At 42.1% G+C, this 16553-nt stretch carries 17 protein-coding genes and 1 pseudogene; 7 read left to right on the top strand and 11 right to left on the bottom strand.

What is annotated here, in order from left to right:
- Nucleotides 1-29 precede the first annotated feature (29 nt).
- On the top strand, nucleotides 30-617 hold the full coding sequence (locus tag MH215_RS19215; protein ID WP_239292794.1) for an NAD(P)H oxidoreductase: 588 nt from the start codon (nucleotides 30-32) through the stop codon (nucleotides 615-617).
- Between the two features lie 69 nt (nucleotides 618-686).
- Here MH215_RS19215 and MH215_RS19220 read toward each other — a convergent pair whose 3' ends face one another.
- The 4 genes from MH215_RS19220 to MH215_RS19235 form a co-directional block, all read right to left on the bottom strand.
- Nucleotides 687-1328 (bottom strand): FusB/FusC family EF-G-binding protein, encoded by a 642-nt coding sequence (locus tag MH215_RS19220; protein ID WP_239292796.1) that lies wholly within the window; start codon nucleotides 1326-1328, stop codon nucleotides 687-689.
- Nucleotides 1329-1599: 271 nt separating this feature from the next.
- The gene (locus tag MH215_RS19225) at nucleotides 1600-2496 is read right to left on the bottom strand and encodes a hypothetical protein (protein WP_239292798.1); all 897 of its coding nucleotides are present in this window, start codon (nucleotides 2494-2496) and stop codon (nucleotides 1600-1602) included.
- Between the two features lie 202 nt (nucleotides 2497-2698).
- Nucleotides 2699-3571 carry a carbohydrate ABC transporter permease gene (locus MH215_RS19230; RefSeq protein ID WP_239292799.1) on the bottom strand — a complete coding sequence of 291 codons (873 nt, stop codon included), beginning with the start codon at nucleotides 3569-3571 and terminating at the stop codon, nucleotides 2699-2701.
- A 15-nt stretch (nucleotides 3572-3586) separates the two neighbouring features.
- Nucleotides 3587-4444 (bottom strand): ABC transporter permease, encoded by an 858-nt coding sequence (locus tag MH215_RS19235; RefSeq protein WP_239292892.1) that lies wholly within the window; start codon nucleotides 4442-4444, stop codon nucleotides 3587-3589.
- A 329-nt stretch (nucleotides 4445-4773) separates the two neighbouring features.
- Here MH215_RS19235 and MH215_RS19240 point away from each other — a divergent pair, with 329 nt between their 5' ends.
- From MH215_RS19240 to MH215_RS19255, 4 genes are all read left to right on the top strand, one after another.
- Nucleotides 4774-6579 carry a cache domain-containing sensor histidine kinase gene (locus MH215_RS19240; protein ID WP_239292813.1) on the top strand — a complete coding sequence of 602 codons (1806 nt, stop codon included), beginning with the start codon at nucleotides 4774-4776 and terminating at the stop codon, nucleotides 6577-6579.
- 484 nt (nucleotides 6580-7063) lie between these two features.
- Entirely contained in the window at nucleotides 7064-8548 is a 1485-nt protein-coding gene (locus tag MH215_RS19245) for a response regulator (protein WP_239292815.1), read from the top strand.
- Nucleotides 8494-8670, top strand: a complete 177-nt coding sequence (locus MH215_RS19250) for a helix-turn-helix domain-containing protein (RefSeq protein WP_239292894.1) — start codon at nucleotides 8494-8496, stop codon at nucleotides 8668-8670. Before MH215_RS19245 ends, MH215_RS19250 begins: the two co-directional genes overlap by 55 nt.
- A gap of 329 nt (nucleotides 8671-8999) precedes the next feature.
- Nucleotides 9000-10682, top strand: coding sequence for a type 2 periplasmic-binding domain-containing protein (locus MH215_RS19255; protein ID WP_239292817.1), 1683 nt, complete (start codon nucleotides 9000-9002; stop codon nucleotides 10680-10682).
- 343 nt (nucleotides 10683-11025) lie between these two features.
- On the opposite strand, the gene MH215_RS19260 is transcribed toward MH215_RS19255, so the two are convergent.
- Entirely contained in the window at nucleotides 11026-11331 is a 306-nt protein-coding gene (locus tag MH215_RS19260; RefSeq protein ID WP_239292819.1) for a hypothetical protein, read from the bottom strand.
- 36 nt (nucleotides 11332-11367) lie between these two features.
- The gene (locus tag MH215_RS19265; RefSeq protein WP_239292821.1) at nucleotides 11368-11553 is read right to left on the bottom strand and encodes an aspartyl-phosphate phosphatase Spo0E family protein; all 186 of its coding nucleotides are present in this window, start codon (nucleotides 11551-11553) and stop codon (nucleotides 11368-11370) included.
- A 165-nt stretch (nucleotides 11554-11718) separates the two neighbouring features.
- Between MH215_RS19265 and MH215_RS19270 the strand changes: the two genes are divergently transcribed.
- Nucleotides 11719-11970 (top strand): helix-turn-helix domain-containing protein, encoded by a 252-nt coding sequence (locus MH215_RS19270; RefSeq protein ID WP_239292823.1) that lies wholly within the window; start codon nucleotides 11719-11721, stop codon nucleotides 11968-11970.
- 246 nt (nucleotides 11971-12216) lie between these two features.
- On the opposite strand, the gene MH215_RS19275 is transcribed toward MH215_RS19270, so the two are convergent.
- Nucleotides 12217-12417: a helix-turn-helix domain-containing protein gene (locus tag MH215_RS19275; protein WP_239292825.1), complete on the bottom strand. Its 201-nt coding sequence runs from the start codon at nucleotides 12415-12417 to the stop codon at nucleotides 12217-12219.
- 171 nt (nucleotides 12418-12588) lie between these two features.
- On the opposite strand from MH215_RS19275, the gene MH215_RS19280 reads away from it, so the two are divergent.
- Nucleotides 12589-12876: a hypothetical protein gene (locus MH215_RS19280; protein ID WP_239292827.1), complete on the top strand. Its 288-nt coding sequence runs from the start codon at nucleotides 12589-12591 to the stop codon at nucleotides 12874-12876.
- A 351-nt stretch (nucleotides 12877-13227) separates the two neighbouring features.
- Here MH215_RS19280 and MH215_RS19285 read toward each other — a convergent pair whose 3' ends face one another.
- From MH215_RS19285 to MH215_RS19300, 4 genes and pseudogenes are all read right to left on the bottom strand, one after another.
- The gene (locus MH215_RS19285) at nucleotides 13228-13818 is read right to left on the bottom strand and encodes a hypothetical protein (RefSeq protein ID WP_239292829.1); all 591 of its coding nucleotides are present in this window, start codon (nucleotides 13816-13818) and stop codon (nucleotides 13228-13230) included.
- A gap of 323 nt (nucleotides 13819-14141) precedes the next feature.
- Nucleotides 14142-14981 (bottom strand): hypothetical protein, encoded by an 840-nt coding sequence (locus tag MH215_RS19290; protein ID WP_239292831.1) that lies wholly within the window; start codon nucleotides 14979-14981, stop codon nucleotides 14142-14144.
- Nucleotides 14982-15163: 182 nt separating this feature from the next.
- On the bottom strand, nucleotides 15164-16042 hold the full coding sequence (locus tag MH215_RS19295; protein WP_239292833.1) for a hypothetical protein: 879 nt from the start codon (nucleotides 16040-16042) through the stop codon (nucleotides 15164-15166).
- Between the two features lie 273 nt (nucleotides 16043-16315).
- Nucleotides 16316-16553, bottom strand: a pseudogene (locus MH215_RS19300) (DUF7674 family protein); the annotation flags it as partial.

A 16553-nucleotide genomic window follows, 5' to 3' on the forward strand; every position in this document is an offset into this window, starting at 1 on the left:
GTGATCGAGAAAGGTAGTGAACGATACGTATGAACGTATTAGTTGTTGTGTCGCATTCGAGGAAGAATTCCCTGACTTTTCAGGTTACTGATCGTTTTGTGCAAGGTCTAACTGAGGCTGGTCACAGTGCGGAGATATTGGATTTACACGGCATTGGCTTCGACCCTCTCCTCCTAGAAGGAGATGAACCAAACCTTACTCAAGAAGTTCAGGTGTTCTCTCCTGAAGTCCAAACAGAAATGGAGCGGTTGAAAAAGCATGATGCTGTCGCTTTTGTGTTCCCCCTCTGGTGGTGGCATCTGCCAGCTATGCTGAAGGGTTATATTGATCGTGTATTTAATAACGGATTTGCCTATGGCGCAAATAAGCTTCATCACCAGCAAATATTATGGATTGCCCTTTCGGGTGTGACAGAACAACAGATGCAAAAGCGCAACTATGATGAATCCATTCAGAATTTACTCAACGTAGGGATCGCCGATTACTGCGGCGTGTCTCGTTCGAGGGTTGAATTTCTGTATGAAACGCTGGGTTCCAAGCCAGAGCATTATGATCAATTGTTTAACTATGCGTATCAGTTAGGGCTGGATTATGCTAAGGATATTCCGGCGCAATAAGGATCATAGCACATTGATGTAGCGAAAAAGGTCACTCCGAAGAGCGACCTTTTTCGCTGTGTAACTACCTTATTTTACTGCCGAGAAAAGAAACTTCTCCAGCATCGTTATATCACTAATGCTATGGTTACAAGCATCGTTATCCATGCATACATACTGACCAATGGCACTAAAGTGATCTGGCGAATGGCTCTTGGTCTTCACGTTGAAGAACCCAAGTTCCTGATGGCGATGGCAGAACATACAGTATCCCTTCTTGTTCGTAGCCGTGATCCGTCCCTCAATACCGAAGAATTTGCCTTCGTGAGGGTACACGATGAACAAACGGCTCGTCGCAATGTCGATCCATCTCAGATAGGTCGTATGTGCATAATTGATGGATTCTAGATCAGGCAATTTGAGCTTTTTCGCCTTAGGAAACAGCTTCTGAATCTGCTTTGCCGATATTTGCGGAAACGGAATCAGATATGCTTCCAGCTCGTTCAGATACAATTGCACGTCATGGGGCGTATCATACGTGGATAACCGCTCCAGTAAATGCTTCTGTTCTAACGTCAGTTCATTAAAGACCTCAACCACATTCGTACCAACCGTATAACGGACGGTCTCCAATACTTTAGGATCCACGACCGAGCGTAGCGTTTTGACCAGAAAATCGGCTTGCTTATGAATATAATTAAATTGATGATTATGAATAAATGGTGTTTGCATGGCGTTCAGCCCCTTATAGTTATTGATCAATCCAATAAGGTGCAAAGCCAGCGGGATGACACATGTTGATGGTACTCACGTACTCACAGGGCGATCGATTTCATTCTCGTCGCGCCCTACACAAAGTCCGCCCCTATTCAGGCTTTGCGTAAGGCCTTTCTAGCGAACGAGCAATCCGGCACAGCCAATATTGCCACGGTATAACCCCCAATACAGTAGATACCGGCATTATAGCAGGATAGGGAAGGTGGGGGCAATGGACTTTGTTCCTTTAGGTTAAAATTTCTTTCCGATACACCTTATAGGTGTAACTCGCCCATTCCAGCTTGAGTGTCTTCCAATCAATCACTTTCCAAGGATTAAAAAAAGTCTGACCATCCTTATTAAAGAACAAATTTTGACCCATATGATACGAGGCATGTTGAACGATATCGTTAGCATCCATCCATACAACAACATCACCCGTACGAAGCTCCTCTGTATCTCTCATGACATAATGGGCTCTCTTAAGTCCTTCTGCAAATGTCTCTGGATGCACCCATTCATTCAGAATCCATTCTTGCTGAGATACAGCGAACAATGTTGCAGCTAAACAATTCCCTCCTCCTTCAGCTGGAAACGTATTGGCATATCTCTGCAAATGAGAAGGAACAGAATCGTCCAGCGCATAACCGTTCCAGTCATCCCACTTCTTAGCATATTCTTTGAGTAGATCCACCTTCACTTTATACGGAAGCTCACTCCATAGTTTACTGTGTAGAACGACATATTCTTCTTCATGATCCTTCACCAGATGTTCCTCAGGAAATATATACGGAGTAGAGAGCAACGAGATCGGTAAGATCAAACCACGATGTACCGTAAGCTGAATATGGTTGATCCATTTCTGCATTTCACTTGAGAGAGAACACAACCAATTCGGGTCAGCGACAAGTACATATTGTATTTCTTTGTCTATCTTCCAATATTCAAAGCTATTAACAAGCTGTATCTGATTATATGAGGAATGACGAAAGAATTCTTTGCTCGGCAAAATCAACACATCGTTAAGGTACATTTCTAGTTTAATGAGATGTTCTTTCTTGAGAAAAAATAGATCTTTACTAGGAACATAGCCCTCGATCCAACACCCAATCCGCTCAGCGGATGGCTCTACCATTATGATCATTGTATCTGTTCTCCTCAACTATGAATTATTATCTTACATATATATCCATCATTATACTATTGAAATGGAAAAATATAAGGAGGCAACTGTTCTTACTTCAAACGAAATATTTACACAAAAAGAAGCTACCTCCCTGGCCTTCCCCAGTTCAGTAGCTCCCTTTTCACAATCCTCTTGTTGCTCTACTACATACAACCGTACACTATTCCTTCACGGCTCCAACCACAATCCCGGTTACAAAATACCGTTGCAGGAACGGGTACACCAGCAGGATCGGCAGTGCGCTGATGAAAATCTGAGATGCCCGAATCGTCCGTTGCGACAGGTTCGCAATCGCTTCAGGATCAAGTTTGGTCATATCGGCCTGCACGATGATCGTCTGCATAAACGTCGCGAGTGGTAGCTTTTCCGAATCACGGATATAGATGATCCCGTCGAAATAGGCGTTCCAATGCCCAACCATCATGAACAGAGAGACCGTTGCGATAACAGGTACGGAGACGGGCAGATAGATTTTGATAAATGACTGAAAGTATCCTGCGCCATCAATAAATGCTGCCTCTTCCAGATCCTTCGGCACGGTGCGGAAGAAATTCAGCAGCAGAATGATGTTGAACACCGCCACGAGACCTGGCAGAATAAGCGCCCACAGCGTGTTCATCAGTCCCAGCTTCAGAATAAGGATGTACCCCGGAATGAGTCCGCCGCTGAACAGCATGGTAACAACGAAATACCACAGATAGATGTTACGCGCACGGAACACCCTTGTCTCCTTGGACAGCGCATACGCCGCAAGCGTATTTACGATGAGCGCAAGCCCAGTACCCAGTACCGTCCGTTCTACGGATACCCACAGGGAGGAGAGGAAGTTGGCATTGTCGAATGTCTTGGCATACGCTTCAAGTGTAAATCCAATCGGCCAGAACGTGACCAACCCGGCATTAGCAGGTGCAGACGCGCTGAGCGATACCATCAGCAAGTGATAGAGTGGCAGCAGACAGAGCAGCGAAAGGATGGTCAGGAACACATTGTTGAAGATGCTGAATATGCGATAGGGCAGCGTTTTATGATACATGGCTCGTCATCCTTTCTAGAAAATTCGGTATCCGGCGAAACGGTAAGCCAGTCGGTAAGAGATTACGATCAGAATCAGACTGATGACCGATTTGAACAGATTCACCGCGGTAGCGAAGCTGAACTGCCCACTTAGTAGACCTTCCCGATACACAAACGTATCAATGATATCCGCTTGCTGATAGATTAATGGACTATATAAGTTAAAGATCTGGTCGAAGTTCGCATTGAGTACATTACCCAGCGCCAGAGTTGCAATTACAATCCCAATTGGGATGAGTGCCGGGATGGTAATATAGATCGTTTGCTTCCAGCGCCCTGCTCCATCCACTTCTGCTGCTTCATAGAGTGATGGATTGATGCCCGACAAGGCTGCAAGGAAGATGATTGTGTTGAAGCCGAACTCTTTCCAGACATCACTTGCAATAACTGTGAACCTGAACCAGTTACCGTCCCCGAGGAAGAAGACTGGCTTGATACCAAATACCGAGACCAGGAACTGATTGACGATGCCCGTTTGCGCCAGAATGTCGATCAAAATACCGGACAGTGTTACCCAGGACAAGAAGTGTGGCAGATACACGAGTGTCTGGATCGTTCTTTTGAGTGCCATCTTCCGTACCTCATTGAGCAATAAGGCGAAGACAAATGGAATGATCAGGTTCATGACAATTTTGGAGCAGGCAAAAAACAGTGTGTTCCACGTAATTTGCAGGAAGTAATCATTTTCCCACATGTACCTGAAATGCTTCAGTCCTACCCATTCCGAATCTAAAAAACCTAGTGCAGGTTTGTAATCTTGAAATGCCATCAGAATTCCCGACATCGGAATATATGAAAAAATAAAGACCATAATGGCCGCAGGCAACACCATGAAGTGTAGAATCCACGGCTGTTTATAACGTTTTTTTCTCTTGTGCTCCAGCTTGTTTCCAAGACTGGCCTGCGGGACTCGTTTACCCTCCAATTTAGCCTCCATAGCGCTTCTCCTGTTCCCAAAAAAAGTTTTTGTGTGTGATGGGGTTCTCTGATATAAATAGTATCAAGCCATTCTGAGGTCTGACTATATAACATTGTTAGGCTCGATAGGGTTTTGTTAGTTTGATCTATATCGCTGAACACTATTTTTCACACAAACACTTCGATGACAGAACAACCTTCCAATCGCCGTTATCCTCAGATACTTTAAAAAGGAGAATTTTCATGCATACATGGAAGCGCTTAATATTATTTCCAGCCAAGGCGAGATCACGATTTAGCCTGTTTGCCAAAATAAATCTGTTAATTGTGGTGTTATTCATCCCTATTCTCATCATGTACACCTACTCGAATAGCGTCACCTATGACGTGGTGAGTAATGAGTTGCAGATTTCGAACACGAAGCAGCTGACGTTCCTATCCAGCCAGATCGATTCGCGCATTAATCAGATGATGGATTTCAGCCTGATTCTCTCTCGCGATCCGAATGTACGAGCTTTCAATGGACTGAACATGTGGGATGATCGGTATGATCAGATGCAGACCCGTTATGTCATACAGGAGAAGATGACGCTGCAATCTGGCGTTACAGATATATGGCCTACTCGGTATGCGGTGTATTCCCAACAGAATCAGGATGTTATCGCCAACTACAACCGTTCATCCGGGTATGATGAGGATTATTTGAAGAAAAACATGAGTGGACAGTGGACCTACGGGGATCAAGGGAAAGCACCTCAAGAAGGGCTGCAATCCTTCTACTGGTTCTTCACGGATTCATTAGCTCAACCGGGGACGCTCACTGGAAGTAGCCTCGTTATTGAGGCCAGTTTCAGTTATGAGAATATTCAAAATATGCTGGATACCTATAAAGCTGGTGGGCAAGGCGATCCGTTCTTTTATCACAAGGGTGACGCCCCCATTCTGAATCGTAGTGCAGACAAGCAGTTATCCCAAGAACTCATCCGTTATCTGGACACACACTCATCGGCAGATACAACACAGGATGTCGTCGAGCTAGGTGGGAAAAAGTACTTGGTTAGCTCCGTAAAATCCACGTATCTGGACTGGCATCTGGTTGATGTCATCCCGCTCTATCAGATTCTTCAGCCGATCTCACTAAGCCGGAATCTATTCTATGCTTGTATGATTTTGTTACTGGTGGTGGGCATCTCGGCATCGATCCTGCTCTACAGGAATGTGCAATATCCAATCAAAAAACTGATTAAAGGCCTACGCCGTGTAGAGCAGGGAGACTATTCCGTGCGGCTGCATAGTAACAAGCAGAACGAGTTCTCGTTCCTGTTCCGCCGATTCAACGACATGTCTCACCAGATTCAAGACCTGATCGAGAATGTATTTCATGAGAAAATTAGAGCTAGAGAAGCAACACTGAAGCAGTTGCAAGCGCAGATTAATCCACATTTTCTATATAACTGTCTTGGCTATATCATCAATATGGCTCAGATGAAGGACGAGCAAGCCGTCGTGTCCATGGCGCATAACCTAAGTGCCTATTATCGCTATACGACTCGAATGGAACGGGAGACCTCTTCCCTTCAGGAAGAGATTAAGCTGCTCATCAACTATTTGGATATTCAGAAGCTACGCAACGGTCGCATTGAGTATCACATTGATATTCCGGAGGATATGCTGAGTCAGTCCGTGCCGCGATTAATGCTGCAACCGATGGTCGAGAATTCCGTTATTCACGGCGTGGCGAAGTCCTATTCTTCCGGGGAGATTCGAATAACTGGCGAGAGCGAGGGGGACTTAGGCAAAATATATATTGATGACGACGGCCCTGGACTAAGTGCAGATCAGTACGAAGCACTGAACATGAAAATGCAGGAGCCGTTGCAGGAGGAAATGGGCTGTGGTCTTTGGAATACCAACCAGCGCATCATGCACCTATTCGGCATCCAATCTTACCTCCGCTTCGGCCCATCCCCACTTGGCGGATTCCGAACCGAGATCGTCTGGGAGATTCCGAAGGAAGATACAGATCCCGAGCGAGGAAACCGAAACTAATATGAGAGATTGTTTAAAAAGTCAGATTGGGATGACAAGTATGCCTAGAGGCAAATCGCATCGGATATAGGATTCAGGGGAAATAAGTATCTGATGAAATATGACAGAAGCGAGAAAACCTGAAGCACAGTAAAAAAATCTGAAGAAGTTTAAGCATCGAAAGTGTGCGTAAGAAGTCTTTTCTAAATAGAGGGCTGCAGCGAAGCCAGACGCTCCGCCCTTAAATTATTACAAATTCACCTTTATAAAAGTCTTTCTTTAAAATAAAGGGGAACTTTATGTGAACCAAAGCGAAGGATCAAAGGGATTCTGGAGAAACGAAGTGTTCGCCTTTATCCCCGGATTTCACCTTTAGAAAAGATTCAATAAAATCAGGGGATAACAGCGATCGAAAGAACCTTTGAATCCGTAGCGCCCTTGTTCACATCATCTATCCCTTGATTTTAACCTCAAGACTTATATACCACCCAAGGAGACTAACATCATGCAGATGATCATCGTAGACGACGAAGCACACTGGGTAGATAACCTATCCATGACCAAGCCCTGGCATACGCTGGGGATCGAACAGGTGCATAAAGCCTATTCGGCGCATGAAGCTTTACAATTGATTGATACACACCCGATTGATATGGTGATCTCAGATATTCAAATGCCAGAAATGACGGGAATTGAACTGATTGAACGGATTCGAGTCCGTGACAAAAAAATAAAATGCATTCTTTTATCCGGGTACTCCGAATTTGAATATGCCAAAAAAGCTATCCAGTATGAGGCCGTAGATTATTTACTCAAGCCGCCTACAGATGATGAATTAATGGGTGCCGTGCAGAAAGCAATCGACCAACTCAATAACGAATGGGAGCTTGTAAGCTCACTTACGCGAACTCAGTTTACTTTACGGGAGAATCTGCCTCATTTGCGGGGACGACTCCTGTTGGAGGCTTTGCAGGGACATCGCTACTCAGCTAGTGAATGGGATCGGAAGCTTGCTAACTATGATCTGCCCTTCCATACGGGAGATGCTGCGCTCATGCTGGTGCGTTTGGAAGAGGAATTCGGTCAATATGACAGCCATGATCAGACGCTGATCGAATATGCCATCATTAATATGGCGGAGGAGATTATGGGTGAGTTTATGGAGGTATGGGGTGTCAAGGAAGAGCATGGCTATCTCGTGTTCTTACTGCAATTGAAGGAGCGCAAAGGCGATATTGGCAAAGAAACCATTCTGGAGAAGCAGTCCATTCAGCTGCAATCCAAGGTCAAGCAGTTCCTCAAGGGCTCCCTCTCTATCGTTATGACCGAGTGGTTTGCTTTTCCGGATCAGCTCTATCCCCGTTTTCGTCAGGCCTCAGCGTATTTCCGGCAGATCGTTGGAGACGAACGTGAATTCGTGATGCGAGTCAGTGATGTGGAATCACATACAGCGCAGGGCCCGTTGGATGAGCTTTATACCCCACCTACGTTGGTACAGCTTCTAGAGAGTGGGCAGTGGGATGCTGCGGAAGAGAAGATTCTCGCTGTCTGCGCGGAACTGGATGAGAAATGGTCGGAATCGTGGGAGCACTGCATGGAGGCTGGTTTTCTCATTACGGCTTCATTCACTAATCTCGCGCACCGTAACAAGCTCACATTAGCGAACCTAATGGGAAGCGATATCGAGTTACTTCAGAGCGGAGAAGCCTTCTCCACAATTGGCAAACTGCGGAAATGGTCACTTAGTGTGCTTGGCAAACTCAAGGAAGGCACGTCCAACGAGATCAAGGATATTCGCTCCGAGTACGTTAAGAAAATTCAGGATTATACAGATAAGAACCTGCATTTGGATGTCTCTTTGCGCGCCTTGGCCGATCATGCAATCTGCATCCGACCCATCTGTCCAAGATTTATAAGATTGAAACAGGCGAAGGCATTAGTGAGTATATCTCGCGCCTGCGTATGGATCGAGCGTGTCACAAGCTGGTGACGACCAGCAAAAAAGTATATGAAATCAGCATGGAGATTGGCTATATGGACCCGGCTTATTTTATCAAAGTATTCAAACGTCAGTTCGGCGTTACACCACAGGAGTATAGAGACCAGCACTAATAACATAATAGAGTCCTATCAAAACTAACAAACTCATATAGATGCCCTCCCACCCAAATTGGTACAGTTACACTTGTAGAGGTTGTTCAAAAAGTCCGCTTTTGATTACGAAGGATGCCTCACGGCATCCTCAGCATCGAATATGGAATTCAGCCGAAATAAGCGGGATGCTTACGAAGTTTGTTTCCTTCGGAAACATGTAGTTGCTCACGTAGCTCTATCTACGCTCCGCTACTCCATTTCTAGCTTCATCCCATCTTCTCGGTACTGAAAAACGTCCTTTTTGAACATGCATTAATAAAGATCATACATCGTAGGGGGATTGAACAATGATCAAATTCAAAACATGGTGGTCACTGCTCATGGTTATCGCACTCATCACGATCACTGCATGCGGCAGTGGTGAGACAGCGAGTGAAAATGGTACTGACGATAATACGCCGGCAACCGTCGGTTCAGCTGAAGCAGAAGCTGCTTTTGCTAATGGAAAATACGACCCACCTATCGAGTTTAGTTCGGTGTTGATGCCGAAGAAATACGTGCAAGGCGATACAAAAGAAAACAATGTGCACGATCGTTGGATGCTCGAAACGCTGGGTATGAAGCATAAGGATACCTGGTATCCGGCCAATGACGATCAATACAGACAGAAGCTGCAGCTCGCGATTGCGTCTGGCGAGAAATTGCCTGATTTCGTAACCGTGCCAACCAACGCTGTTCTGACGAATCAACTGATCGACTCCGGTCAATTCATCGCCATCGATGAGCTGTTCGACAAGTACGCGAACCAAACACTGAAAGATCACGCAGCAGCGCATCCTGAGCTGTGGTACCCGTTTACCAAGGACGGCAAAAAATACAACATGCCAATCATGGAGTACACGGATAACGATGATACCCTGCTCTGGCTCAGAGAGGACTGGATGGAGAAGCTGAATCTGGAAGCTCCAAAAACCATCGCAGACCTTGAGAACATCATGGACAAATTCAAGAATGAGAACCCGGATGGTCTGTCTCCAGATAAAGTGTTCCCTCTGGCGATCTCGCTGAAAAATAACACCAATACCTGGATGGGCTCGCTCGACTGGTTATTCGGTGCATACGGCACGATCCAGGAACAATGGAATAAAGACGCCGATGGTAATCTCGAATACGGCTCCATTAACCCAGGTGCTAAGCAAGCTCTTGCCAAACTAAATGAATGGATGAACAAAGGGTACATCCACGCCGACTCCGCACTGTGGGACGAAGGTAAATCCGCTGAAAGCTGGACTGCTGGCACTGCTGGTATTCTGCCTGGAGCGAACTGGGTACCCGACTGGCCTGCACCTGACCTGCTGAAGAACGTACCTGGTGCCAAATACAAAGCCTACCCTATTCCGGCTGGTCCAGACGGCAAGATCGGTACGAAGTGGCAGAACTCTGGTGTGAACGCCAGTATCATGATTAATAAGGATGCCAAGCATCCAGAAGCCATTTTCCTGTACTATAACTACCTGCTCGATAACCTGGCTAACCCGGCTGCAGGCAGTGATTACGAATACGGCTTCGCCAAAGGATACGACTGGGATATCATCGACGGTCAACCAACCAGTGACAAGGAGAAAATCAAAGACTTCTCCAACGAATTCCCGTTCCTGACGGGTCCAGCGCGTATTCCAGACCTGTACATGAAAACCCTTGTGAAGCTAGCTGACGGCGAGAAGCCCGAGACGCCTTACGAGAAACAAATGGCCGAGTTCCGCAAACCTGAAAACTGGGCCGCTGCGAAAGTCGTCATGTCTCAGATCGACATTCGCAAACAAAACTATTTCACTGGCGCAGCCACACCAACCATGGTCTCCAAGTGGAACCTGCTTCGTCAGTCCGAGATGGAAACGTTCAATAAGATCATCTACGGCAAACTGCCAGTCGATGCCTTCGACCAATTCGTCGCCAACTGGAAGTCCAACGGCGGAGACCAGATCACGCAAGAAGTGAATGATTGGTTTAAGTCGGTAAGTGGGAAGTAAGGATTGGGTGTTTGGGAAAGTAGAGCATTAAAAACCCGAGCCGAAGCGGTTATACACGCTTCGGCTCGGGTTTTTTAGTGAAGATCAATGTAGCTCCCCCATGACCTATAGGTTCGCGTAAGTAGATCAAGCCTCTGTATACTTATGAAGCTTTGTAAATATACAAAGGCCTTTCAGACTTTAAAAAGTCTTTACTTAAATTATGAATCATTTATATGGACAGAATGTTGCTTTTCATCCCGCATGAAGCTCTTAGTATGCATTTCATCATTCATTCTCTTGCTTAGTCGTTCACTCACCTGCCATGCATACTCACACTGCTAATCTCAACCAGCACCTAGCGTTAGTCAGATTCACGACCTTTCTCCACCAGCATTGACTCACCTAACAAGGAGGCCGTTAGCTGAATCCCATCTCGCAACCCTTGCATGTACAACCGTTCATTTTCTATGCCTTTGCTGACAATGTAACGATTTTCCCATTCGGCATATTCAGGTGTCTGCTCGACATCCTTGTCTTGAAACAAAGCTTCGAAGGCTTTGTCGGTTTCCCCACGTACTCGACTCAGTTCAGGTTCGTGCTCAATCTGGGCACTCACCTCATCTAGCCTCGCCCGAATTGCTCGCTGCATCCATGGTGGAAAATCCATAGCATATCCTCCCCTATGCATTATGTACCGTACTCATCATCGTACCACTCGGCTATGCTTATTCTTCGTTTTGCTCACTCGTGCCACCAATTCATCCACCCTCCGGCTCTGTTCCTGAACCTCAGGATTGTCCCACAACGGAATCGCTTGCTTCAAAGATGTCTCTCCAAGCTGATTAAGCTTGCGCCGTTCCTCTTCCAATAAGTCAAGCAACCGGCTCATACATCCACCTCTCTGATGGGTCTAAACTGAGCCATGTCTTGTTAATGCTAGACATGAACAGTCATTTTTAATGCGATTATCGGTTTATTTTATTTTAATTCGATATTCGCATTAAAAAAAACCATTATTTCTCATACAATTTGGTTGAAATGAGGGGTGTACATAATGAAGCATAGACAAGAACCACCTGGCGACAAAAATATTATCGGCTCCCGAGTCGTAGCTATTCGTAAAAGTAAAGGTATTAAACAACGTGAATTCCTCGCCAGACTGCAAACATTGGGTTTGGATATCAGTCAGACCAGTCTCTCACGTTTGGAAGGTCAGTATCGTCTTGTTCAGGATTATGAAGTGGTGGTAATTGCAAGGGCTTTGGAGGTTTCTGTGGGGTATTTGCTTGGGGAAGAAACAGAGTAAAGTAAGGTTGCACACGTCACTCTTATCAATGCTTGCACCTCTAAGCATTATTTTCTTCTGTGGGATGATTTCATATAACGTTCCTGTATTCACGACGTCCGACGAAGTCGGATGTGTCTGCTGAAACGCTTCCACGAAATTCATCCAGCAGACCAAGGCTCCAGAGGAGCTGCAGCTTGAATATTATGTTATACGACGGAATACATCTTCGAGTTAACCAACATCCTCATATATTCTATTCTTTCATTAGTCTGCTAGATGTTCCAAAAGATCTCCAGGTTGGCATTCCAATGCCGTACATAATTTATCAATGACTTCTAAAGAAACATACTCATTTGTGTTGAGCTTTGCCATCGTTGCTGATGAAATCCCCGTCATTCTCAATAAATCTTGTTTTTTAATCTCCCTGTCAATCAATAATTTTTGGAATGGTTTATAACTTATCATCTGGTACTCCTTTGTATCTGAATTGAATTTTTCTTTAATTATATGAAATTATATTTCCTTAATCAAAAATATCTTTGATATGTCTTGATTATATTTTTCGTTATGATAAAATAATGTTTAATAAATTAAACTTTTATTCGCAAAATAAAACATAACGGACGGTGATCATTTATGTACAATTCCTTAGAAGTCTTACTTGATTCGTTGATACGTAATCGAATTGAAGCCTTATATAGTGATCTTCTCAAGAACAATACCATTTACAATCAATTCTGTTCTGATCGAAATCTTTACTTCAAACAATTACATGAACTTCTACCTCAAGATATGCATAAAACTCTATTTCTTTACGATGACGCAGACCTCTCAGTTCAAACAATTCTAGAACGTGAAATTTACTTGCAAGGTTTTAAAGATGCTCTTCAATTACATAATGAATTAAATATAACTTCTAATTGAGAGCCAAACGGCTCTCTTTGCATTTTATTCTATCGTTATAACGGCTCCACACTCAAGACGTTCTCCTCAGCCTTAACTAGCTCCTATCTTAGGCTGAGGAATGTGCTTTGCTTTTTCGAAGCAATGACCCAAAACAGACAAAGCGAACTCGAGTGCATTGTTATCGGATGGATGAGGCCCCCCCAAGCTAGAGTAGGACTAAACGTTGGAGTCTTAAAGTTCACCTATCTACATCCCTATAATCTATTTGCATAACATGGATAATACGAGCTTGAATTATCTTTTTTTAAAATACCCATTGCACTCATAATCTCACTGATAAATTGGAATTTATGCAGTTTCAAATACTATTTATTTTATTGGTAAATATACTTGAGACATTATTTTTATCTCTGGTACTTCTGAATTCTCTACCTGAGTATCTAATATCGCTCTCATTAATGCCATACAAAATTTCATTCCAACTTCTTCAGATATAATATCCTTTAAGTAAATATTTGTATTATCATATTTCTCAGGAAAATTAATACAAAAATATGTCATTTTTTTCTTTTTTTCTTCCCAAATTCTATATTTCACCGTACCTTTACCATCAATTTTCCCTTTAATACCTTTAGTTAGAAATTTATCTATTTGTCCCACTTTACTCCACGTGGCTAAGTTTTTATTTATATAAACTTCATCCCATGTATCAAAAATAGGAAAGTGTAATAATAAATTTCTTATAAAACTAAACAAATCATCTGCAATTATCCCTTCAAAGTGAGGTCGTCCACCTTTTTTCATCCAATTAATATATTCTTTAATCGGCTCATAACTCAATAATTCTTTATATATCGAAAATGATTCTCTTAATTTATAAAATCTTATATTAGCATCCTTATTAATAAAATCATCATTTACAATTTCTTCATATAAATCATAGAATCTATTATAAAACAATGATAATACTTCTTTCTCTTTTTCGTTTGGTTTTAATTCTTCTATTTTAATCCCCCCACAATTTCCAGTTTAGCTTCATTTCACAGGTATTATATGGCATATTCTTTTAATATAATTCTTTCAAAATCCGCTCAGAACGTGTTGGTCTTTGCCCTTATCTTTCCGATAACGTTCCTGTATTCATAAAACCCCGAAGGGGTGACTGCTGGAATCCCTCTTCGAAATCCATTCCGCAGACCTAGGCTCCGTAAGGAGCCGCAGCTTGAATATTATGTTATACGACGGCATCACTTCTTGAATTTGCTCTCATTGATCTTATTCATTCAGTTACTCTTAGCCCTTTTTATGGTTCTTACCATCATGTGTATAGTTGAGAGGTAGATATAAAAAATCCAATTCAACCAAAGCGCATCATAATCTTTCTTTTGTTTATCATTATGATGTCTGATGGCGAAATTATTTGCAATATTATAAAGTTCAGACTCATCTTTAGATAACATATGCTCTTTAATTTGTGGTCTCAAGAATTCTAAAACATCAGCTAAATCTCTTACTGCATCTTTTCTTTCATTTAAACTAGCACGATATCTTCGGAATTTCAAAATAGCAATTTCTACTATGTTATCAACATTACTCAAATCATATTCCGGAATTTTAGCTTCTAACAGAAAACTCAGACCCTTATCTCCTAACAAAAGAATTTCACCTTCGTATGACAACTCATAGCCCTGTTTATAATCTCTCAAAATTTCATTAATCTCTACTCTAAATTCCTCTTGGCCTAAATTTTTATCAAATTCATAGTAATGCCATCCACAATCGCTCCAATTATGGTATGTACCTTCAATAGGTTTTGAGACAAGATCAAAGAGTACTTCTATCAAATCAAACATATCATCATCTGAATAATTCATATAAAAATCATCTATAGGCCATATGCGATGTTTGCGGAGCTTCCTTAAAAAATAGCCGTCAATATCACTTCCACACGTTCCAGAAATAAATCCTGCATCTACACATATTTTTCCAAAAGCCTCTTGATAATACTCCTTCTCATAAAAAAAATGATAAGTTCTAAAAATCAACTCTCGTAGTGTTTCAATAGGAAAATTCTCTCCTGTATTTTTTCCAGCACGTGCAGAGTAATACTGCCGTTTAGTCATTAACATTCACCCTTCTTGTTACTTTGTTATATCCCTATCCCCCAGACCCAAACTCAGTCGGGAGCATAGCTTGAATTTATGCTATACAAGAAAATTACTTCTTTGAATTACTCAGAACTCTATTCAGTCATTGCTCTGCTATGTGTTCCAATAATTCTCCATTGTGGTTCACATCGCATTAGCTATAAATAATTATAAGGATTAGTATTAATTGAATTACTCGTAATTATCTCATAGTACTTCATATCATTTATTAGTAAATGAGAGGGACTAATAATATGAACATTCATATCTTGTGAGCTTCCTTTTTTAAATCGGATCATCCCCACACATATAATAACAAGCTCTTTAAGAGCTAGTAACTCTTGTTTAACTTTATTTACAAAGGTAACTAATGCTGATTTTGTAGTCTTCTCTGGATCAGCATAAAAAGCTTGAGGCAAATAAATACTAACTCTGTACTGAGCATTATCAAGATTCAAGTAGACGTAACCGTCAGCCTCATTAAAGTAAACATGTTTTATCTTTCCGAATACACATTTCCTATAATTCACATAATCAGGGGTCATGTGCTTTGAATCTAAACTAAAGATTCTTATCATTGAACTACCAAGCGAATTTATTTCACCATTATCAATTTTTTCTGTTCTACTTGTTTGTTCACCTTGTACTCTTCTTTTTGTTGTATTTCTTTTATTTTCCTTTTTCCTCTTCTCTTTAGATTTCAAATTCTTACTTTTATTAAGAATAGTATTAAGTATATGTTCATCAGTAACGGGAGCCGACTCAATTTGATCAAGTATTTTTTTCCTTTCAACTTCTCCTTTCTCATGGAGGAAATATGGACATTCAATATCATGAAGGTCCCCTTGACCATTCCAAGTACTAAAAAATTTGACTTCATCTTGACGATGTGTAAATTTAATCATTGCATCGCATTCATCACTAATACAATAAAGGTGACCTTGATACTTTGATTCATATAACTTTTTATTAAGATTTTCATAGTAGATTTCTTCAGTATCATTACCATTATCATAAAAGGCCCATTGAATTTTCAAAAATATCACCCTCTTTAATTGGTTTTAAAGCTCTATTAAATTTCTTCGTTTAACTGTTTTGATTATGTCGTATAACGTGCCGTATTCATGAACCCCGAAGGGGTTGTCTGCTGAAATTCCTCCTCGAATTCCCTCCCGCAGACCCAGGCTCCGAAGGAGTCGAAGCTTGAATATTATGTTAGCAGGTGCCTCTGTCTTCTTCGATATACAGACATACTGCTCTTATCCCTCTCAAATCAATGCCTTTAAATAGAAAATTAAGCTGGCTAGATTCTACCTGATCCTCCCTAATCCTCTATCAGCCTCTAATTGAAGTCGCATGGTTTTAGGTCCCATATATTCTTGTGCAACCCCCAGAATTGTTGTGTCGTTACCCAATATTTCCAACACTGTAACTGAAAAAATGCTATTAATTAAATAATCATCATTGCAATTTGATACTTCTTCAAAATAATGAAAAATGCTTTCTAATAACTTGATATTTCTATTCTCGCTTAATAGCTTAATAACC

This window comes from Paenibacillus sp. ACRSA (assembly GCF_022346845.1).
Lineage (GTDB): Bacteria > Bacillota > Bacilli > Paenibacillales > Paenibacillaceae > Paenibacillus.